Raw genomic sequence first — 23,204 nt, forward strand, 5'->3', positions numbered from 1 at the left:
ACTTAATGCATGTACACCATCACGGAAGAAGTTGGATAATTCGGTTAAACCAATACTAATACCTAGAGAGAAGTGATGACCTTCCCATAAGAAGTAATGTTTGGCGATGGCAGCAATGATTCTTTCTGCCGCTTGTTTTGCTTCTTCCAGTTTTGTATTAGGTAAAATAATAGCAAACTCATCCCCCTAATCGTGCCACCATGGCTCTTGCTGAAACACTTTCCGTTAAGATAGTGGCAATTTGGCGTAGTACTTCATCGCCCGCATGGTGACCGCAGGTATCATTGATGATTTTAAATTTATCCATGTCCAGATACATCAAACAACAGGGTAAGTGCTGCTGTTTAACTTCATCTAAATTTTTATCTAACTGGCTTTCAAAGAATAATCTATTTTTTAATCCCGTTAAGTAATCATGTGATGCGCGATAATTTAACTCTTTGGAGAGTTCATAACGCTCAGTGATATTTTCACAAACCAGGAAGTATTGATCATGCCCTTCTATTTTACGTACTCTTTCATTGATCCATACTTTTCTACCATTTTTGGTCGAATATGATATTTCACGGGTACGCAACATGTCCTCTTGATCGGCACATTCAGCTAAGTAGTTTTTTAGCTCTTCAATGTTAACTAACTGCGAATACAGAGTAACTAGGTTACGTCCTACTAATTCACCGTCGCCATAACCTAGCAAGTTACAACCAAACTTATTACATGACAGAATCAAGCCTTGCACGTTTAACATTAATAGCATGGAAGGACTTTCATCCAACAACAAGTTAGAACGCTTATTGGCTTTTTGAATCTCTTCCTCAACCGCTTTAATAGAGCTTATATCCCTTGCTTCAACGATGATTGAGGTGATCTCATGACGTGGGTTATTGGCACTACGCTCATTTTTAACAGGTTGAATAAATACATCAAAGGCATTGCTCTGATGGTTTTTGTCGATTAAACGACATTCAAAGCGCGCGGTTTTACCCACTCTCGCTTGTCCCATGGCAGATTTTAATTTTTTCTTACTGGCCGCGTCATGTTGCCACCAAGGGGTTTCCCATAAAATCTCACCATTGATGTCATTTTCATGCATATTGATAAAGTCTAAAGCGGTTTGATTCGCCATCTTTATTTCACCTACTAGGTCCAAAATAAAGATGAAATCGTAGGAAACATTAAAGATGTTATTTACACGCTCATGCTGTGCTTTTAAGGAAGTATTTACGCTTGAAAGGTGACTATATTTACGCCATATTAAGATAATAATTAAACTTAAAACCGATAACATAAAAAACAAAATCATGGTTCTGAAATCAGTTTCTGTCTCTAAACTAGGCTCATTAATGATCTCATAACCATTAGGTAAATCTGTGCCTTTTAGTCCCCATCTAAGGAGCTCTGTATATTGTATAAGGTGCTTATTGGTTAAGCTTAATTCTGCAGGTAAATCCTCTAAAGGAACACCCTGTAATAATTTTAATACTTTTGCACCTGCTGCTTCCCCTTGAGAAAAACCACTGGTTACCACACCACCTAATACCCCTTCAATTAAGTCATGTTGATGAATAACAAGCAGCGGGATCTTAGCAATAGCGGTTAGTGACTTTAAGACTTCGTCACGGTTAACTGCAGAGCCACTATTGTCTTTTGAAAAATCACTAAAAACTAACAAACCATTACTAGGCGATTGACTGATGGTTTTCTTTAACGATGCTTCATTTTCATTGTTTAAAATGATGAAGCTTTGTTGGTCATATTCTAATAACCCACGTTTATCCTGGTCAGTAAGCTGACTACTGATTTCATTACCGGTCACGATATACACATCGATGGTATTCGGGAAAAGCTTTAAACCTAATGAGACAGTGTCTAGAATATTTTCAGGCTCAACCACCGCTGAAATAGCATGGCTAAACTGAGAAAGTTGGGGGCTTTTTAATTGAGTGCCCGTGAAAATAACCGGAATATTAGCAAATAGTCGTTGTCCATATTGCCTTACCAGTTGCAGTGCGTGTTCACCACTAACAATGATCGCATCAAAGCTTTTAATATCATACTTGCGCGATAAAAAATCGACCTGGCGAGTTAACGCTTGGTCTGACATCAGTTGATTACTGTCTAAATAGGACACATACAAGGCGATATTGCTATCGGTAAAAGCATGCTCAATCCCCTTTTGTATTTGTCGTGTTTCTTGATCCCCTTGATATTCAGAATGCAGCACTAACACATCAGCAGCGAGCACATTAAAAGAGACCAAACAGGACAACAAAATATAGCACTTTACTATAGTCTTTCGAAAGGTGAATTGTAAAAGCGTAGACAAGATAATTTCCATATAAAAACAAATGCTAATCGAGCTATCATATACTTTATTAAGGATAAAAAAAGCCAGTCAATAGACTGGCTTTCGCTTCTCTTAAGGTAACAAGCCTATAGAGGAGTTATGATGTATAACAAGTCACCACTTGACACTTGTTGTCCATTTGTATTGATAATACGCTCAATACGGAACTTAGTTTTTGCATCATATAACACGGCATCTTTACGGTTAAAGCTGCCTAGTGTTACTGGTGAGAACATCTTCATCGCTTCCATTAAACCTAATGTTTGCTCAGTACCAACGATATCACCTTCTAATACAAAATCAGGTTCAGCTGGAGATGAAGCACGGTAGAAGATACCTGCACTTTGTGCAATTACTTTCAGCTCGTTACTGCCATCAACTTGAATTGATTCAGCTACGCCTTCAAGACCAGATGCAGCAGACGCTTCCATCTCATCAATCATTACTTGCTGATCAAGTTTAGCCATAAACTTAGGTAAGTAAGTTGTATCGTAATCACCGTTTAAGAAAGTCTCATCTTTTAAGATACGTTGTAATAATGGAATGTTTGTTGCAATTCCTTTAATACTTACTTTTTCTAAGAAAGCTAACAGTTTCTGAACAGTATCCTTACGGTCTTTACCGTGACAAATAAACTGTGCTACTAAGCTATCGTAGTAAGGCGATACTTCTTTACCCGTTGCAATCATAGACATTACTTCAACATCATCTTGCTCAGGAATAATGCATTCAACTACTTTACCAGGATGTGGTAATAACTGCATTACACCATCAGAATCGATACCCGCTTTCTCAGCTGTTACACGAACTTCAATTGCATAACCTTCTTTCTTAGGTGTTAGCTCAGAAATATCTGCGCCTGATGCAATGTCATATTGTGCTTTAACGATATCGATACAAGAAGTTGCTTCAGTTACTGGATGCTCTACTTGTAGACGAGTATTCATCTCCATAAAGTAGATATCATCAGCATCTAGGTCGTAAATGAACTCAACCGTACCTGCGCCCATGTAATCAACAGCATTAGCTAAGGCAGCTGTGTGTTTTAATGCTTCTTGCTCTAGTTTCTCAGGCAGCATAGTTGATGCTGATTCTTCAACCACTTTTTGGTTGTTACGTTGTACAGAACAATCACGAATACCCAATACTTTTGTATTACCGAATTTATCACGTAATAACTGTACTTCGATGTGACGAAGAGATGTAATGTATTTCTCTAGGTATAAATCACCGTTACCAAATGCGCTACGTGCTTCAGCAGATACACGGTTGAAACCAGCGAACATATCTTCAGCTTTATTGATAACTAAGATACCTTTACCGCCACCACCATTTACCGCTTTAAGCAGCACTGGATAACCCATTTCATTTGCAATATCTAACGCTTGCTCTGCACCACTTAAGATACCGTGAGAGCCAGGTACTACTGGTACACCGTTCGCTTGTGCTGTTTTGATTGCGTTCGATTTGTTACCCATAGTTAACATACTGTTCATGCTTGGACCAACGAAGTTAACGTTATGGCTAATACATAAATCAGCAAATTGTGGGCTTTCTGATAAGAAACCAATACCTGGGTGTAATGCGTCTACTTGCTCGTATTCAGCAACTTTTAATACTGAACTTGCGTTTAAGTAACTTTCATCAGATGTGTTACCACCTAAACAAACAAGTTTATCGCCTTCACCTAACATATCTGCTGGTACAGCTGTCATATCAGGGTCAGATGCTACTAACACTACGTTGATGTTGTTTTGTTTAGCGATGCGAATCAATTTAACCGCAGTACAACCACGTGCGTGAATCAATACCTTCTTCACTGGGTGCATTAATTGACGTGGATCTGACTTAGTGAAGTTATCTTCATCAGCTAGGTTACAAACTGGCACAAAACCAGACAGTGCACGCTGAATAGTTTCTTCAACCGTTGCAACAGGCATTGGCATGTTTTCATCAATTTCACGTAACTTACTATTTAAATCGTCAGAGAATGGGTTGATAACTAAACCATCCATTGCACCTGGTACACGAGATAAGTAGTTAGACAGTGTTGATGTCGATGGTAAGTACGCAGGTACAACCATTTGACCAGCAAACGGCATATTAGTACCTGATAGGTAATAAGTTTGTGCCATTGGGTGTGTTACAAAACTCGCTTGTGCACCACCAGTACAGTCACCGTAACCAAACATAACAACTGGTAAGTCGTTGTCACGGATGAAACGTGTAATACGGTCATTCACTACCGACATTGAGAATAGTGCAGCAGCACCCTCTTTAGTTTGCATACCACCAGAGCTGATGAACGCAATAACCGGTAAATGTTGTTTTGCACATTTAACTAATAACGCACAGAATTTCTCAGCACTTGCCATATCGAAGGCACCTGCTTGGAAAGATAAGTTAGATACCGCAACACCAACACGTTGAACTTCACCACTTTGTAAGGTGAAGTCACCAGTACCAGTGATTAAACCACAAGGTTTGATATTTTTATCTAATGCATCTTCAACAGATAAACGGAAACCAGGGAATTCTAGTAGGTTAGCTGTCATTAAGTCTGCACGAGACTCTTTGAAGTTAGCAAAGAATTTTTCAATGATTGCTTGATGTGAATTGTTCTTTTTGTTTTTCTCAGAACGTAATACAGCTTGAATCAATAGATCTTGGTAACCCATAGTTAAACGGTTCCAGAAGTCTTTACGACGACCGATACGCACTGGGTTAATCGCACCATTGTATGAGCTTTCATCTTCACGGCTGTTGTAGTATTCAGGCAACAGTTTTTCGAATAGGTAAGTCAGGATCACAAATAAACTAGAGTTCATTTGTGGTGCACCGATACTCTTCCACTCTTCAACTTTTGCTAGGATTTCACCACGCTCAGATTGTTCAGTGAAGTATTGTAACCATGCATTGAAAGTCACTTTCAATTGTTCGTAATCGTCATCACTTACTTTGCTTAATGCTGCTTTAAGTGAACTACGAACTAGAGAAGATACTGATTCACGAGATAGCTCTTTAGTTGCCATCGCTTCTTTAGCAATAGATGCTAAGTTACCCATTGTATTGTCGTATAGTGCGTTAAACACTAACATGTGACGACAATGTAGAATAAAGCTTTCACGAGTTTCAACGTGAGAAACAGCATCAATAATGTTCAGGTCAGCAAGTTCAGGCCAAGAATCCGTTAGCGGTGCTTTCTCTTCATTCTCTAAATGTTTGATTAGTGAGTGAAAATTATTTTCAGCACTGGTTTTCCAACGATTGTATAAAGACCATGTTAGGTTGATCATTAAGGTACTACGTGCATTATCGTAGTTTGCTTTTGGCTCACCTAGGATAAGTTTAGTCAGTACATTACGCTCAACGCTTTTATCTTCACGTTTTTGTAGGAATGATTTCCAGTTTTTGTTTAGTGTGTCATCGTAGATTAACTTATCTGGGTTTTCTAACCAGTTTAAGAAGATCTGTTTACGATCAGCTTCAATACGTGCTTTTAAATCACCTTCAGGTACAGTCAGTTTTGATAAACGACCGTATTCGTTCTTCTGAATCGCTTTGATACGAGAACGTAATGTTAAATAACGCATATAACGGTAAGTAGTACCGAATGCATTGTTATGTGATGTTGGGTTTTTAGCAAGTAGACGTGCTTCAGTTGCATTCTCGATTGCAGCTAGTTTGCTTGATGGCTCAAGGTAACGAGATAAACTGCGGTTATAATGCTCAAGTAATGCTGGGTAATCACGAACGAAATCTACAGATTTAGCTTCGATAGATAAAATACCAGATACAATTGCTTTTTGAAGATTATGTTGACGCTCATCTTGGTCTACAGGAGAGTAATCAACAATACCATCGATACAGCCCATCGTTAGTAGCTCTTCAGGAGAAACACCTACAGATTGAGCACATTCCTGCCATGATAGGTTGTACTTACGCGCAATGCTTTGTAAACCTTTAGGCTGGATTGTATTAAAGATACCATCACGAACAGACAGTAGAATGTTAGCTGTTGCTAATGGGATTGCACCACCAGAGTAACCAACACCCACAACGATACCGATCGTAGGGACATCAACGTTCGCACTTTCAGTGATCATTTGAGAAATAGTATGCGCTTGATTTTGGCTATTCGCTTCTTCACCAGCGTCAGCCCCTGGCGTGTCAATTAAGTACACAATAGGAAGTGATAAATCAGCAAATTTACGAATCGCTTTACTTGCTGCTAGGTGATGTTCTGGCATCCACGCGCCATTGTTTGAGCTACGCTCTTGCGCAATAAAACCAACACGACGGCTGTAGCCACCGAAATCTAGTTCCATTTCTGCAGAGTAGAAAGCACCGTTAACTTGCTCAGTAACGATTTTACCATTGAAGCCTTCAACAATGCTCTTAGCACCTGGACGTTTGTTACTTTCAGCCGGCGTGACTGTACGCGCAATATAAGCATCTACATCTAGCTTTTTGATTGTCGCTAAATTTGATTTAATTCGCTTACTTTCAATAAGACCTTCTACACCATCTGTTTTCGATGGTAATGAATTGTCTGGAAATAAAGAAAAATCTTTTGCGATATGCTCAGCATGAATAAATAGCGGATCTGCAATATTATTCACTTCAAACTGAGAAGATGAAGGTTTTCCTGTCATATAATTACCCTTGCAAGAAAGTGATGGAAAAAATAAATGCCGTAATTTACAACTTATTAGCAGATGATTCCAGTATTCAACTCTATTCAACATGAATCATTTGTTAATAAATTGTATATTTTTCAGCTTAGGGGCAATAGTAGCCCAAATATACAACTATTCTGATCTATTAAGATTAAAAAAACAACAAAATAGCAATAGTTCCACTAAGTTGTGAAGTCAACCCGATATCAGATAGCCTTTAATGGTCTGCTTTAAAATTTAACGAGCCTGTTAGACCAACCAAGCTTGGAAAAGTTTATGATGCAAATACATTATTTAATGACTTAATACAGTTCATCTCTATAAACCGATCTCTAAACCATTTATTTAATAATTTTTATTAAAATTATGTTTATTAAATAAGCAGTTTTTAAATGTTATCACTAAATCATGACTTATTATGCCACATAGCAAATTAAATTATGAATTTGATTAGCTCACATAATCGCTATTACTTACTTTTAGAAACAAAAAAGCACCCTAAGGTGCTTTTTAAAAACGGGGTAATTTATCTTATTTAGAAGATAAAGCACCGAAACGTTTTTTGAACTTGTCGATACGACCGCCAGTATCAACAACACGTTGAGTACCAGTGTAGAACGGGTGACAAGATGAACAGATATCTAAAGTTAACTCTTCTTTACCAAGAGTAGAACCAACTTTGATCACGTTACCACATGAACAAGTAGCAGTAACTAATTTGTATTCTGGATGAATTTCGTTTTTCATTGGGAAAACCTCATATTAGGCCGTATCGCTGCTCAGCTTGAATGAATTATTTCATTCAACAAAGTACCACACGTATTTATCATTAAATTTCAGGTTGCGAATTGTATAGTAAGGTTTAATAAAAGTACAACTGTAAATCATTTAAATATTGAGCTTTATTTTTAAAGCAATTATCTCCTATCCAACCCTGCTATAAAAGGGCTTAACCTAATCAACAACTCTCTATATAAAACAACTACTAACGCACATTTTAAAAATAATAAAGGAGAACAAAGCAGTTACGCTATAAACACGATACAATACCTTTTTTCATTCTCATGCATCAACTTCACTTATGGCTAACGCATTAATTTGTAGAATTGCACTGGCAATTCCACTACATAAACAATTTGATTACCTGTTAAACGATGATTTAGTGCCTGATGATCCACGCACATTAATTGGTCGACGTGTTGTCGTCCCTTTTGGTGGTGGTTATCGTAAACAGGTTGGTGTCATAACCGATCTACCTGAAACATCGGATTATGCGATAGAAAAGCTGAAAGGTATCACTGAACTGCTCGACCACCAGCCATTATTAAGTGATTCCCTTTACAAATTACTGCAATGGGCCAGTGTTTATTACCAACACCCTTTTGGTGATGTATTTCAACAAGCCATCCCAACATTATTACGTAAAGGTAAACCCGCTACCTTTAATAGTAAGGAGTATTGGAAATGTACAGATAAAGAGATGGATACTGCACCTTTAGTTAGAGCTAAAAAGCAATTAGCAGCATTTAACTTATTAATAGGGCAAGACTTATCTTACGAAGCTTTAAAGCAACAAGGCGTTAGTCGAGCAACACTTAATAGTTTACAAGAAAAGCACTTCATTAACAGTTATCAACAATTACCGAGCTGCAACTTATCTTGGACAGAATCAACACAAACGATAGAAGAAACGCCACAACTGAGTACTGAACAAGCATTAGCCGTGACCAGCGTGACACAACAATTAAACCACTTTAAATGCTTTTTATTAGAGGGGATCACGGGCAGCGGTAAAACCGAAGTGTATTTAAATATACTTAAAGCAGTATTGACTGCAGGGCAACAAGCATTAGTGGTAGTGCCTGAAATTGGTTTAACCCCACAAACCATAAAACGCTTTCAAGCACGCTTTAACGTGCCTATTTATTTAAAACATTCTGCATTAAACGACCAACAACAATTAGAGACTTGGTTACATGCACAACAAGGCTCTGCCGCTATCATCATAGGTACACGCAGTGCTATTTTTAGTGATTTTAAAAACTTAGGTGTGATTATTTTAGATGAAGAGCATGATGCTTCTTTTAAACAGCAAGATAGCTTCCGCTACCATGCTAGAGACTTTGCTATCAAACGTGCGTCGCAATTAAATATTCCGATTTTATTAGGCTCCGCAACACCAGCTTTTGAATCATTAAATAATGCCTTAAGTGGACGCTACCATCACCTACGTTTAACGCATCGGCCAGGGAATGCACGACCACCTAAAAATGACTTGATCAATTTAACAGGCTTGCCACTTAAATCGGGGTTATCACCGCAACTGATTACATTAATGCAACAACATTTAGCCAAAAATAACCAAGTGATTTTGTTTCTTAATCGTCGAGGTTATGCCCCTGTATTAATGTGTCATGAATGTGGTTGGCTAGCTAAATGTCAACGATGCGATGCTTTTTACACTTATCATAAAAGTGCTAACTACCTTCATTGTCATCATTGTACTGCGACTCACCCTGTACCAGAGCAATGTCATGATTGTGGTTCAACCAACTTACACTCCACAGGTGTCGGTACTGAGCAACTTGAGGAAACGCTTCAACAACTTTTCCCAGATCACCCAACCGTGAGAATCGACCGCGACAATACAAGAAAAAAAGACAGTTTTAATACCTATTTAAATGATATTAATAGCGGGAAGTATAAAATTTTACTCGGGACACAAATGCTAGCAAAAGGCCACCACTTTCCCGATGTGACTTTGGTAGCCTTGATTGATGTTGATGGCGCACTATTTAGTAATGACTTTAGAGCCAGTGAACGTTTAGGACAGTTATTTACTCAAGTTGCGGGGCGAGCAGGACGAGCTGAGAAAAAAGGACAGGTTGTTTTGCAAACTTTCCACCCAGAGCACAATTTATTACAAGAGCTCGTGAATAATGGTTACGCAGACTTTTCACGTAGCGCTTTAACGGAAAGACGTCTAGCACAATTACCGCCCTTCTCTTATCAAGCCTTGATTAGGGCTGAGTCATTAAATGCCACACAAGCAGAAAACTTTCTTACCTTGTGTAAACAAACATTACAACAGATAGCCGATAACAATAAAGTCAATGAACGTGTACTTATATTGGGCCCTATTCCTGCCTCGATGGAACGAAGAGCTGGCAAGTACCGCTTCCAACTTTTATTACAAAGCGAGCAAAGAATACTAGTAACCAAAATGCTAAATACCGCTTTAGCGCACTTCGATAAGATGCCAGAAAGTAGGAAAGTGCGTTGGTCAATTGATGTTGACCCTATCGACTTTATTTAAGAAAGGTTAATTAAAAAACATCATGTCACACCTTTTCAACCCCCACCACCTGAATCAAATATTCAGGTGGTGGGAAAAGTTAAAGTCGATGCGCGTCAGACACATCTTTTAACTGTTTTAACTTAGCTAACAGCTTTTTAATCTCTTTATTACTATCCACTTCCAGAGAAAGGTCAATGGTTGCTGTTAAGGTTTTAGTATTGGTTTGGCTGTTCACCCCTAACAAGTTGACCTTCTCATTAGATAACAAGGTAGTGATATCTTTTAGTAAACCATTTCGATCATCAGCAATTAAACGTAAGGTTAATGCGTAACCAGAAGATTGAGAATCCCCCAGTTAGCAGTGATAATACGCTCTGGATGTGCATCCTCTAAATCAGCTAGTTGCTCACAATTTTTTCGGTGAATAGAGATACCGCGTCCTTGTGTAATATAGCCAACAATATTCTCACCTGGTACAGGCTGACAACAACGAGCAATGTGATGCATCAAGTCAACCACACCATCGATAATAATATCTTTACCGGTATTTTTAGGAGCAGCTTGGACTTTACGGTTTTGTAACTCTAATAAAGCTGCGGCATCTTGTTGCTCAAGTGTTTGTTTATGATAGAAACCATCTAGAAAATGGACTAACTGATTAATACGTAAGTCACCATTACCTATGCCTGCATAGATATCATCAGCCGTGCCCACATTAAAACGGGTAATCGCAGGTGTTACGTCGGTTAGCTTCAGCTCTACTTTGGCTAACTCGATTTCTAACAGTTCACGTCCTGCAATAATATTCTTATCGCGGTCTTGTTTTCTAAACCAAGTTGCCACTTTATGCCTTGCGCGTGGTGCATTGATATAACCCATCTGTGGGTTTAACCAATCTCGACTTGGATTAGGCTCTTTCTGAGTTAGTATTTCAATCTGGTCACCGGTTTTTAATTGGTAGGTAAAAGGCACAATATGATCCGCGACTTTTGCACCAATACAACGATGACCAATTTGACTATGGATATAATAAGCAAAGTCTAACGGTGTTGAGCCAGCTGGCATGTCTATTACTTCACCTTTAGGTGTAAATACATAAACACGGTCATCGAATACCTGGCTGCGGATCTCTTCTACTAGATCATCGCCTTCACTCATATCTTCTTGCCAAGCAAGCAGTTTACGTAACCAAGCTATTTTCTCTTCATAGTTACTTGCGGCCTTACCACCAGCACTGCCCTCTTTATACTTCCAGTGTGCAGCCACACCCAGTTCAGAGTCTTCATGCATCTGCTGAGTACGAATTTGTACTTCAACAGGTTTACCACTATCCCCTAAAACAACCGTATGAATAGATTGGTAACCATTAGGTTTAGGATTAGCAATATAGTCGTCAAACTCACGAGGGATATGGTGCCATTTAGTATGAATAGCACCTAACGCGGCATAACAGTCCTGTAGTTTTTCAACCACAACTCGCACTGCGCGCACATCGTAGAGCTCATCAAACTTTAGATCTTTGTTTTGCATTTTACGGTAGATACTATAAATATGTTTCGGACGACCATAAGCCGTGCCTTCAATATTCATCTCTTTTAAAGAGGACTTAACCGTATCAACAAAGTCTTGGATATAGTTTTCACGGTCAATACGCTTTTCATCAAGCTGTTTGGCAATGTTCTTGTACGTTTCCGCTTGTAGGTAACGAAAAGAGAGGTCTTCTAGCTCCCATTTTAATTGCCCAATGCCTAAACGGTTCGCTAATGGTGCATAAATAGTAGAGATTTCATGTGCTAGTTTTACTTTTGTTTCTTCGTCGGCAATTTTAACTCTGGCGCAAATAACATATTCTTTCAGCAAGCTTAATAACCACTGCTCGCACATCTTCTACCATGGCTAATAACATATGACGTAGGTTATCAACCTGAGATTCTGCACCTTTTGCTTCCTCGGCTTTGTAGAGCACGAATACCTTCCATCTCCATCGCGCCTTTGGCCAATTTAGCAATACGTTTTGGCCATAATTCGTCAACTTTCTCGGTACTTAAGACTTCTTGCGCTAACAAAGGGAAGATTAATGCGGCATTTAAGGTATCCATATCCATGTTTAAAGTCACTAGGATCTCTACCATCTCACAGCCTAACTGCAAGGCTGCTACCTGTTGCTCTGAGTCGCACAGGCCACTTACTTTATTATAATTTTCGAACAGATTATTTTGATCTTGCTTACTTAAACCAAATGTTGTCACCCACTTATCTGGGTCGTTTAATGCACTTTGGTAAAAGTGTGTATCACGAACTGAAACCATCTAACACTCCAAAAATGAGCTAACGATAAAAAGTGATAAAACAACAACTCATCCTATACATTACTGCACTGAGTCATAGGAAAAATCTCATTGCTACTTTATCCTTTTTAACTGGGAAACTACCCACCCACTATCAATATTGTGAATTTTAAATCACCTGATTAAAAACTAATAATACTTAAAATTACTAACTTATAAAGTGATAGTCTAGTTATTCTTAGGAAACTCTAGACTAGTAATCACTTCATCGCGTAAACAATGCCATTGACTCCATATGTGCTGTCTGAGGGAACATATCAATCAAACCCAACTTGCTTAATTTATAGCCTGCACTTAATAACTGCTCACTGTCACGCGCTAAGGTCACAGGATCACAGGAAACATAAACAATATGAGATGGTTGTTTGTTGATGACATAACTCATGCATTCAGCAGCACCAGCTCGTGCTGGGTCTAATAACACCTTATCAAAACCTTCCTGAGCCCATTCAGCTTTTAACGCATTTAAATCACTTAAGTCTGCTTGATAAAATTGCACGTTATTAAGCCCACAACGTGCAGCATTATCGGTACCGCGATCGACCATTTTTTGCACACCTTCCACGGCAACCACTTGTTGAGATAGCTTGGCCATCGGTAAACTGAAGTTACCTAAACCACAAAATAGATCCAACACACGATCCGTGGACTTCAATGCAAGCCACTCGATAGCCTGTGCCACCATCTTCTCATTCACACTGGCATTAACTTGTACAAAGTCATTGATATTAAAATCATATTGGCAATCTTGTTCAGTTAATGCATAACTTAATCGAGCATTATTTGTTAAACATTCAATATCTGTCGGGCTGCTTTGTGCATAAAACTGGATATTTTGCGTTGCAGAAAAGTCGATAATTAACTGTTTATCCTGTGTCGATAAGGGTTTTAGATGACGCAACAATAGGGCAACCGTATTATCTGCCTCTACCATTTCAACATGTCCTAGCGCCATTTTTCCCTGTAACTGATTAAGCAAACCTTTAACCGGTAAAATCAAATCTGCTAAAGCTGGTTTTAATACCGGACAAGTTTGCTGATTAATTAGCTCACTGCTTCCAGAGCGACGAAAGCCCATCTGCACTTTTTTACTTTTTTTATCGTAAATCACACCAAATCGAGCACAACGACGATATGCCCAAGGAGAAGAGGTAATAGTCGGTGCCAGTTGTTGTGGTGTGTATTTTGCAAATCGCTCAAATAAACTAATCAAACCTTGTTGTTTTACTTCAATCTGGCTGGCTTGCTCAATATGTTGTAAATGACATCCACCACACTCTTGATAATGTTGGCAGCTTGGTTCAACACGTAATTCACTGGCTTGATGTATCTTAGTAATACTGGCTTTTTTATAGCGTTTTTTGTCTTCATCAACACAAACATCAAGAACTTCCCCCACTAATCCACCTTCCACGAACATGGCTTTATTTTGGTGGAAAAGCATGCCTCTTCCTTGATGATCAAGCTTTTCAACCTGACAATGTTTAATTATTCTATTATTTTGCTTATTTGTGCGTGATGCTTTGAAGAACTGGGCCATAAATATTTCACAGGTGAAGTAAGCTATGCCATGATAGCGGATAAGTTTATCGGAACGCTATTGTCACACAAAAAATGCAAGCATTCATTACTCCATTTAAATTAGATTTTACCTTATGACTAAATATGGCCTACGCGCACAAGTTATTGCTTATACCGTTTTACCCACCGTTCTTATTGGCGGCATATTAGCTGGATACTTCTCATTTCATCGTTTCCAACAGGCAGATGAATTCTTAATCGATAGAGCACTTAATATTGCCGATGCATTATCTATTGCCAGTGAATACGGTATGCAAGATGAAACTCGTACCATTTTACGTCGTTTAATTGGCACGACTCACCGTAAAAACAGTCCGATGATCAAAAGTATTGCGATTTTCACCGCTGATAATGAACTGTTTGTTATCAGTAACTATCATCGTGATTATCAAAAATTACGTTTAGATAACAATCAACCAATCCCCGATTTGCCGCAAATAAGCCACACCGGCGACAGTATTGTTATTCATAGTCCGATTATCGATGAAACCAATTATTTGGAATACCAACTTACCTTTGATCAACCCCGTAAAGTAGTCGGTTATGTTGCCTTAGAGATCAATAAGGATCAGGTTGAGTTATTACTGTATCGCGATGCAGCAATCTCATTATTAGTGGTATTGATGGGTATCCTCGGCAGTTTATACCTAGCATTCAAACAAGCGAAACGTATTACTGCACCTATTTCAGATATGGCGTCTGTGGTTGAAAAAATCAGTTTAGGTCGACTTAACTCTCGTGTAGAAGGTGAGTACACCGGTGAGATAGGCTTATTACAACACGGTATTAATGAAATGGCGCTTGCTATGTCTAAGCACCATGAAGAGATGCAAGATAGTATTGACCTAGCCACCAGTGAGCTGCGTGAAACCTTAGAGCAGATGGAAGTGCAAAATATAGAGCTAGATATCACGCGTAAAGAAGCACAACAAGCCGCATCAGTTAAATCTGAGTTCTTAGCAAACATGAGTCATGAATTACGTACTCCACTGAATGGTGTCATTGGTTTTGCAAGGCAACTATTGAAAACTAAAATGACCAACAACCAAGTTGATTATTTACAAACGATTGAACGCTCTGCGGGCAATTTACTTAATATCATCAATGATATTCTAGACTTCTCTAAACTAGAAGCGGGTAAATTGGATCTTGAATATATCCCCTTTGATATTAGAGACAGTGTTGATGAAACCATGCATCTTTTGGGACAAAGTGCCCATGAGAAGAATATTGAATTAAGCATGATTGTCGCGCCTGATGTACCACAGGAATTAGTCGGTGATGCAATGCGTTTACAACAGGTGCTCACTAACTTGATTGGTAATGCAGTTAAATTTACCGAAAAAGGCAATATAGAGGTCAAAATAGAGCGCACTGAGCCTGAAAACGAAACAGAAAAATGCATTAAACTTAAGTTCACTATTACAGATACCGGTATTGGTATTTCTAAAGAGCAACAAGACCAATTATTTAAAGCCTTTGGTCAAGCGGATAGCAGTATCACGCGTCAATATGGCGGTACTGGTTTAGGCTTAGTAATCACTCAAAAACTAGTGCGTCAAATGAAAGGTTCCATTGACCTGAGCTCAACACCTAATGTGGGCTCAACCTTCTGGTTTACGGTTGAAATTGAGAAATGTAGCCGCACACCATTAACCACTTTACCATTAGACAGATTAGCAAGCCGCTCAGTGCTAGCCTACGAAAGTAATGCTTATGCGTTGCGTGCATGTTCAGAGTTATTAGAAGAGTGGAAGACTAATGCCACCATCATAGACAATGAAGAGCAATGGCAGCAGTCCTTGAATAAGTGCTATGACAGTATTGTGATCGGCCATAGTAATAACATGGATCTTAGCCCGCTGCTCAAAGCAATTAAGCAAGCGAAGAAATACACAGATAATATTATTGTACTGATCAACTGTAGTGACCCAAGTACCTTTGAAACGGTAATGAATACCGGAGTCACGCACTGTTTAGGTAAACCGATCAATCATAAAAACTTTGCCAACGCGTTAGTTTCAAATGAAACGGTACCAGCACGAGTGCAAATCACTACCCCATTAGAGCGTAAAAAAATTAATGTCATGGCGGTAGATGATAACCGAGCAAACTTGAAGCTGATCTCTGCTATGTTAGGTGACCGAGTACATCACGTAACAACCTGTAAAAATGGTCAAGAGGCCGTAGACCATGCCAAAACCACGCCTTTTGATATCATCTTTATGGACATACAAATGCCGGTATTAGATGGGATCAGTGCCTGTGCGCAGATTAAGAAAGACTCAATCAATAAAAACACACCTATTATCGCGGTCACCGCACACGTATTACCCGGTGAAAAAGAGCAATTCCTACAAAAAGGCATGGATGACTGTTTAGCAAAACCGATTGATGAATTAGCATTACAGTCCATTATCAACAAATGGGCACCAGCTGCTGAAGTTATTGGCACCATTCAACAAACTAATATAGAAGATATCACTCCTCAAATTGCGTCAATAATCACCAAGGTGAAAAAATCTTTTGATAAGGAGTTAGCGTTACAACAGTCAGCAGGCAAAGAAGACTTAGCAAAAGAGATGCTAGGTATGCTGTTAGAAGAATTTGACGCACTGCGTAAAATAGTCAATGAAGCCATGGTTGATGAAGTTGATAAACAACAGTTCACACAAGCAATCCATAAATTCCACGGTGGTTGTAGTTACAGTGGTGTACCTAAACTGAAAGACATTGCCGGTTTAATCGAAAAAGAGTTAAAAGAGACATCAGCCCAGACCACCTAGAGCCTGAATTTCTAGAGTTATTAGATGAGCTGGACAATGTAGAGAAAGAAGCAAAATCCTACTTAGCAGAGTCATAACTCGTTAAGTGCTCAGTCACTTGCTAAATAAAAAATGGCGTAGACCTCCGGGTCTGCGCCATCTATCAATTAATCATTCCCCATAAACAAAGATTATTTCACACTATCAGCGCTTTCTAATAAACGTTGATGATCTTCACGATCTAAGTGAAGCTGCCGTGTTGGGAAGGCAAATTCCGCACCGTGATCTGTGACAATTTTAGCCACTTTCAGCAATACATCTTGTTTCACTTCATGGAATAAAATCCAATTAGTGGTTTTAGTGAAGGTGTAGATAAAGAAATCTAATGATGAGTTATTAAACACATCAAAATTCACAATCAAAGTCTGTGATTGGTCAATATCATTGTGTTCCTGCAACATGCTACGTACTGCTTTGATAATCGCCTCGACCTGACTAATATCTTTATAACGTAAACCAAAGTTCTCTTTAATTCGTCTATTGCTCATTCTAGAAGGGTTTTCTACAACAATGTGCGTAAATAAACTATTAGGCACATACAAAGGACGTTTATCAAAAGTACGAATTCGAGTAACACGCCAGCCAATCTCTTCCACTGTACCTTCTATGGATTTATCTGGGCTACGTATCCAGTCCCCTACTTTGAAAGGTTTATCCATATAAACCATGGCTGCACCAAACAAGTTAGACAGTAAATCCTTCGCCGCCATACCGACGATTAATCCCCCCATTCCACCAAATGCCAATACACCTGAGATGCTAACACCTAATGTTTGTACGATAGATAATGTAACAAAGGCTAAAATGGATAGTTTAGCTAACTTAGCGAGTGCTGTGACAGTGGTTGTATCTCTTTTCTCATCGGCAACAAAAGTATGCTCCGCTTTATAAACTAAACGCCAGAATACCCAACCCAGTAAAAATAAAGCGGCGACTTTTTGTCCAATAGGGAGATACTCAGAAATAGCTAACTCTTCACTTTCCGCTATAACACGAAGTGAGGTAGAGGTCCCCATTAACAAAATCAGCCAATTAACTGGTTTATTAATAGCGAAAAAAACAATATCGTCCCAGTTATTTGCAGTTTTTGAAATCGCATTTTCCATTTTATTGGCAAAGTAACGCCAAATGAATTGTATTAAAATGGTGACACAAAGTAATAGCGAGAAATTGACAACCCAACTCTCAATATTCAATGAGGTCAACCAATCGCCGATATATAACTCAACTTTATCAAGCATAAAAACCCTCAAAATAAAAAATAGACATATACCAATCACTTAATGTGATTGATAATAATATATTTACGATATCGAAAATGATCACATAAATAAAAATACCCATGATGAATACATCATGTTACAAAATGACCCCTTCCCTATAAATCATTATCTTTAATGACACAAAGTGTAAGATTAAGTTTCAAAAAAGGGTCGCACAAAACTTGGTTACATTCATCCAAGCTAATGAAAGTAATGACTTAAACCTTCTTCTATTAGCCTTTACAATGCACCTGTAGCTGAGCATAGGGAATATTAATATTCGCTTCATCTAGGGCGACTTTAATTGCTTCTATTAACGCAAAACGTACCGACCAGTAGTCCGAAGATTTTACCCAAGGGCGCACTACTAGATTAATACTTGAAGCCGCCAGCTCTGAGACTGCAATTTGCAGTTTTGGAGTAGATAAGACTTTTTCATTAGCTAACACCACCTCTTCCAATAAAGCTTTGACTTGCTTTAAGTCACTTTTGTAATCAACACGTATCACTAGGTCGATTCTGCGTTCAGGCTTGCGAGAAACATTCACTATGTTGCTTTTAAGAATACTGCGATTTGGCACAACTATATATCGGTTATCGCCCGCTTTTAAAATACAGTTGAAAACTTGAATCGACTCCACAGTGCCCGATGTACCCGCAGCTTCAATAAAGTCCCCCATTTTAAAGGGGCGTAATACAATTAGTAAAATGCCTGCCGCAAAATTAGATAAAGCCCCTTTTAATGCCAAACCAATGGCTAAACTGGCCGCCCCTAAAAGAGCAATTAAGGAAGCAGTTTGTACCCCAACATGCGCCAAACCAGCAATAATACTCATAGCGATTAATGCATAACGAAGAATCAAACAAACGAAATCTCCGAAGTGTTTGCTCTACCCCTTTTTTAATCAGGGTTTTATTCATTAAATAGGCAGATAAACGCGCCACAGAGAGGCCCACAGCGATGATTAATATAGCAACGACTAAATTGATAATAGAATGCGAGATAATCGCTTGGTGCTGTTGAATCCACTCAACTAATGGCATCAACATATTTAATATGGCATTACTTTTTTCTGATAGAACAGGGTCAACAGAGGACATGGTTACTCCCAATTACGAACAAACTAATTTATAACAAGATAAAAACCAGCGTATTATCAATAGCAATGACGCTAATGAACAGATCTATTTTTCCTATTAAACAAATTTATTATTATCAGCTAAAAACAAAAAACCGCTTAGATTTACTCTAAACGGCTTTTTAATGTTTATTAACAAAGAGAAGAATTTAATCTCTGACGTAAATGACTTCCATCATTTCATCTTCATCATCCCAGTCATCATCGTCATCGAGGTGCACAGCACCTTCAACAGCATCAATGGCAGATTTATGGTAATCATCCCATTGGAACTCAACCTGTTGACGCTCTTCTTCTGGTGTTGCTTCTGCTGGTAACTCTTCAATGTATGCAACTAGCTCTTTACATAGTTCAGTTGTACCCGTTTTAGAGATAGCAGCTACTTTATAAACGGGTCCATCCCACTCTAGGTGCATCTTTAACACGTTGCATCACTTCTTCAGCTTCATCTTCTAATAACAAGTCTGTTTTATTGAAGATTAACCAGCGTGGCTTTTGCGCTAATTTTGGACTGTGTTTTTTCAACTCATCTAAAATAACCAGTGCATTCTCAGCAGGATCACTACCATCAGCAGGTAAAAGATCAATCATGTGCAGTAATACACGACAACGCTCTAAGTGACGTAGGAAGCGAGTCCCTAAACCAGCGCCATCCGAAGCACCTTCAATTAGAACCAGGAATATCAGCAATTACAAAGCTGTTACCATGACCCATACTTACTACACCTAGATTAGGGATAAGAGTCGTAAATGGGTAATCAGCAACTTTAGGTTTAGCCGCAGACACACTTCGGATAAACGTTGATTTACCTGCATTAGGTAAACCTAACATGCCCACATCGGCTAGCAGCAATAACTCTAATAACAGGTTACGTACTTCACCTGGTGTACCTTCAGTCTTTTGACGAGGCGCACGGTTAGTAGAGGTTTTGAAACGTGCGTTACCTAAACCATGGAAACCACCTTTTGCAACCATTAGTTTTTGACCATTTTTAGTCAAATCACCTACGATTTCGCCAGTGTCATCATCACGACAACGTGTACCAACAGGTACTTTAATGATCTTATCTTTACCACGAGAACCGGTACAATCTGATACTTGACCATTTTCACCACGCTCTGCGCTGTAAAAGCGAACAAAACGGAAATCAATCAGTGTATTTAAGTTTTCGTCGGCTTCTAGATAAACATCGCCACCATCACCGCCGTCACCACCATTAGGGCCACCACGAGGAATATATTTTTCAGTACGAAAGCCGACTACGCCGTTACCGCCGTCTCCAGCGTCAACTTTAATTCTTGCTTCATCAACAAACTTCATTACAACCTCCAAAAAACATAGCCGCTACTTAAGAGCGACGATTATACCTATTTCTATTGATCATAGATCACATTTCTTATTTTCAATAGAAATAGATAGACAAAAAAAAACCTCGCATTTGCGAGGCTTTTTAAACTTTGCTTCGAAATAGATTATTCAGCTACGATGCTCACGAATGAACGAACAGGCTTACCTTTCTTTTCGAATTTAACAGTACCAGTCGCTTTAGCGAATAGTGTGTGGTCTTTACCTAAGCCAACATTTAGACCAGCGTGGAATTTAGTACCACGTTGACGAACTAAAATGTTACCAGCTAAAACAGACTCGCCACCGAAACGTTTAACACCTAAGCGTTTACTTTCTGAATCGCGACCGTTATTAGTACTACCACCAGCTTTTTTATGTGCCATTTTTAATAACTCCTAATTAAGCGTTAATCGCAGTAATTTTAATTTCTGTAAACCACTGGCGGTGACCAGCTTGCTTACGAGAATGTTTACGACGGCGGAACTTAACGATTTTAACTTTTTTACCACGACCGTGAGTTACTACTTCTGCAGTAACTTTACTACCTTCAACGTATGGAACACCAACTTTAACGTCTTCAGCACTTGCTACTAATAGAACTTTATCAAATTCTACAGTTGCACCAGCTTCAACATCAAGTTTTTCCAAACGAAGAGTTTGTTCAACAGCAACACGGTGTTGCTTGCCACCACTCTGGATAACAGCGTACATGTTTCTTACTCCGTTCAGGCATCTCGTGTTGTTTTATTTCAAACAGAACATCGAGAGCGCACTAATTAATCACAATGGACGCGGATTCTACAGAGAGATTGTCACTTTGGCAATGGCTTTTAGGTAAAATATTGCAATTAAATGATAGATTTTTGTTAGTCGCGAAAAAACCCCAGCAAGCGACTAAAAATCAACAAGTGATTCTTAATCATTTAAACCACATAAAATCAAAGTTGATGATTCTGGTTCAAAAATTATTTGCGCAAATACCTCACTCTACAAAGAGTGAATAACAATCAATATTAACACCTCCCTCTCTCACTCTTTGTCTCTTTTATTAATAAGAACAAGAGAGGTAAGTATTCTCAACTTACCTAAAAACAACAAAAAAAGTATTAAAAATAAGCAAAATATAATCGCAAAAATCAACTTAAAACAGCATTAATCAAGAGTTGATTATTAAATGATGATTAAGGCTTCGTAAATACCCCTATAGAGTTGAGATATCGTCCAGAAACGGGAATAATACACCCACTCTTTCCAATGGGACTATTTAGGCATGGATATTAAACAAATTCAGCAGCTTTCTTCTAATGATATGACTCAAGTTAATCAATTGATTACTGAGCAACTAAGCTCTGATGTTGCATTAATTAATCAACTCGGTTTTTACATCATCAACAGTGGCGGTAAACGTATTCGCCCTTTGATCACAGTATTAGCAGCCCAAGCCCTAAAAGTACATTCTCCAGAAACTACAAAACTGGCTGCTATTATAGAGTTTATTCATACGGCCACATTATTACATGATGATGTTGTTGATGAATCTGAGCTACGTCGCGGCGAGAAAACAGCCAATGCTCTTTTTGGTAATGCAGCTAGTGTATTGGTGGGTGACTTTCTTTATAGCCGTTCTTTTGAAATGATGACTGAGCTAGAAAATCTAAAAGTCATGAAAGTACTGGCTAGCGCAACCAATGTGATTGCCGAAGGTGAAGTATTACAGTTAATGAACTGTAATAACCCAGACACCACTGAAAAAGTGTATATGGATGTTATCTACTTCAAAACCGCTAAATTATTTGAAGCAGCAACGCAGTTAGTGGCTGTATTAGGTAAACAACCAAACGATATCGAAAATGCATTATTAGATTACGGTAAATACTTAGGTACAGCATTCCAACTAACGGATGATGTAATGGATTACGCATCTGATGCTAAAGAGATGGGTAAAAATACCGGTGATGACCTTGCTGAGGGTAAACCAACCCTACCACTACTTTATGCAATGCAACATGGTACAGAGGCTCAAGCTAGCTTAATTCGAGAAGCAATTGAAAAAGGTAACGGTCTTGAAAACTTTGATGCGATCATGCAAGCGTTAACTGAGACTAAAGCATTAGAATACACCAAAGCACGTGCCATGGAAGAAGCGGATAAAGCGATTAACGCTATTGCGATCTTACCTGATAACAATCATAAGCAAGCACTGATTAGCTTAGCGCACATTGCCGCGAATCGAAAAAGCTAATAGCTAACTGTCATATCGCACTCCCTAAAACAAGAGTGAAGATATAGAATAAGAGAAGGGACAATATGTTTATGTATTGTCCCTTTTTTGTCACTTGATTTCTTAGCATTGCTAAAAAGTGTCAACCTTATACCA

10 protein-coding genes and 4 pseudogenes are annotated in these 23,204 nt (G+C 38.7%); 3 read left to right on the plus strand and 11 right to left on the minus strand.

Annotated features, from left to right (window positions below; all coding sequences use genetic code 11):
• Positions 1-3: 3 nt before the first annotated feature.
• The 3 genes and pseudogenes from ACLKL2_RS06865 to rpmE all read right to left on the minus strand — a co-directional run.
• A pseudogene (locus tag ACLKL2_RS06865) lies at positions 4-2,338 on the minus strand (diguanylate cyclase domain-containing protein); the annotation flags it as partial.
• Positions 2,339-2,433: 95 nt separating this feature from the next.
• Positions 2,434-7,002, minus strand: coding sequence for a biotin carboxylase N-terminal domain-containing protein (locus ACLKL2_RS06870; protein ID WP_413693846.1), 4,569 nt, complete (start codon positions 7,000-7,002; stop codon positions 2,434-2,436).
• 555 nt (positions 7,003-7,557) lie between these two features.
• Complete coding sequence (gene rpmE / locus ACLKL2_RS06875; protein WP_113818184.1) at positions 7,558-7,773, minus strand: 50S ribosomal protein L31; 216 nt, start codon at positions 7,771-7,773, stop codon at positions 7,558-7,560.
• Positions 7,774-8,107: 334 nt separating this feature from the next.
• On the opposite strand from rpmE, the gene priA reads away from it, so the two are divergent.
• On the plus strand, positions 8,108-10,342 hold the full coding sequence (priA, locus tag ACLKL2_RS06880; RefSeq protein ID WP_413693847.1) for a primosomal protein N': 2,235 nt from the start codon (positions 8,108-8,110) through the stop codon (positions 10,340-10,342).
• Positions 10,343-10,421: 79 nt separating this feature from the next.
• Here priA and relA read toward each other — a convergent pair.
• Positions 10,422-12,633: pseudogene (gene relA / locus ACLKL2_RS06885) on the minus strand (GTP diphosphokinase).
• Between the two features lie 244 nt (positions 12,634-12,877).
• Positions 12,878-14,212 carry a 23S rRNA (uracil(1939)-C(5))-methyltransferase RlmD gene (gene rlmD, locus ACLKL2_RS06890; protein WP_413693848.1) on the minus strand — a complete coding sequence of 445 codons (1,335 nt, stop codon included), beginning with the start codon at positions 14,210-14,212 and terminating at the stop codon, positions 12,878-12,880.
• A 115-nt stretch (positions 14,213-14,327) separates the two neighbouring features.
• On the opposite strand from rlmD, the gene barA reads away from it, so the two are divergent.
• Positions 14,328-17,039 (plus strand): two-component sensor histidine kinase BarA, encoded by a 2,712-nt coding sequence (gene barA / locus ACLKL2_RS06895; protein WP_413693849.1) that lies wholly within the window; start codon positions 14,328-14,330, stop codon positions 17,037-17,039.
• Positions 17,040-17,209: 170 nt separating this feature from the next.
• Here the strand turns inward: barA and ACLKL2_RS06900 are convergent, their stop codons facing one another.
• The 6 genes and pseudogenes from ACLKL2_RS06900 to rplU all read right to left on the minus strand — a co-directional run bounded on the left by ACLKL2_RS06900 (position 17,210) and on the right by rplU (position 21,538).
• Complete coding sequence (locus tag ACLKL2_RS06900; protein WP_113818179.1) at positions 17,210-18,319, minus strand: mechanosensitive ion channel family protein; 1,110 nt, start codon at positions 18,317-18,319, stop codon at positions 17,210-17,212.
• Positions 18,320-18,573: 254 nt separating this feature from the next.
• Positions 18,574-19,203 carry a mechanosensitive ion channel family protein gene (locus ACLKL2_RS06905; RefSeq protein ID WP_413693850.1) on the minus strand — a complete coding sequence of 210 codons (630 nt, stop codon included), beginning with the start codon at positions 19,201-19,203 and terminating at the stop codon, positions 18,574-18,576.
• A gap of 82 nt (positions 19,204-19,285) precedes the next feature.
• Positions 19,286-19,441, minus strand: a pseudogene (locus ACLKL2_RS06910) (hypothetical protein); the annotation flags it as partial.
• Positions 19,442-19,628: 187 nt separating this feature from the next.
• Positions 19,629-20,800: pseudogene (gene cgtA, locus ACLKL2_RS06915) on the minus strand (Obg family GTPase CgtA).
• 152 nt (positions 20,801-20,952) lie between these two features.
• Positions 20,953-21,210, minus strand: coding sequence for a 50S ribosomal protein L27 (rpmA, locus tag ACLKL2_RS06920; RefSeq protein WP_113818176.1), 258 nt, complete (start codon positions 21,208-21,210; stop codon positions 20,953-20,955).
• Positions 21,211-21,226: 16 nt separating this feature from the next.
• Complete coding sequence (gene rplU, locus ACLKL2_RS06925) at positions 21,227-21,538, minus strand: 50S ribosomal protein L21 (protein ID WP_113818175.1); 312 nt, start codon at positions 21,536-21,538, stop codon at positions 21,227-21,229.
• A gap of 559 nt (positions 21,539-22,097) precedes the next feature.
• On the opposite strand from rplU, the gene ispB reads away from it, so the two are divergent.
• A complete protein-coding gene (ispB, locus tag ACLKL2_RS06930; RefSeq protein WP_413693851.1) occupies positions 22,098-23,069 on the plus strand; it encodes an octaprenyl diphosphate synthase in 972 nt (323 codons plus the stop codon).
• Positions 23,070-23,204: the final 135 nt, after the last annotated feature.

The sequence above is a fragment of the Psychromonas sp. KJ10-2 genome (assembly GCF_047323255.1).
Taxonomy (GTDB): Bacteria; Pseudomonadota; Gammaproteobacteria; order Enterobacterales; family Psychromonadaceae; genus Psychromonas.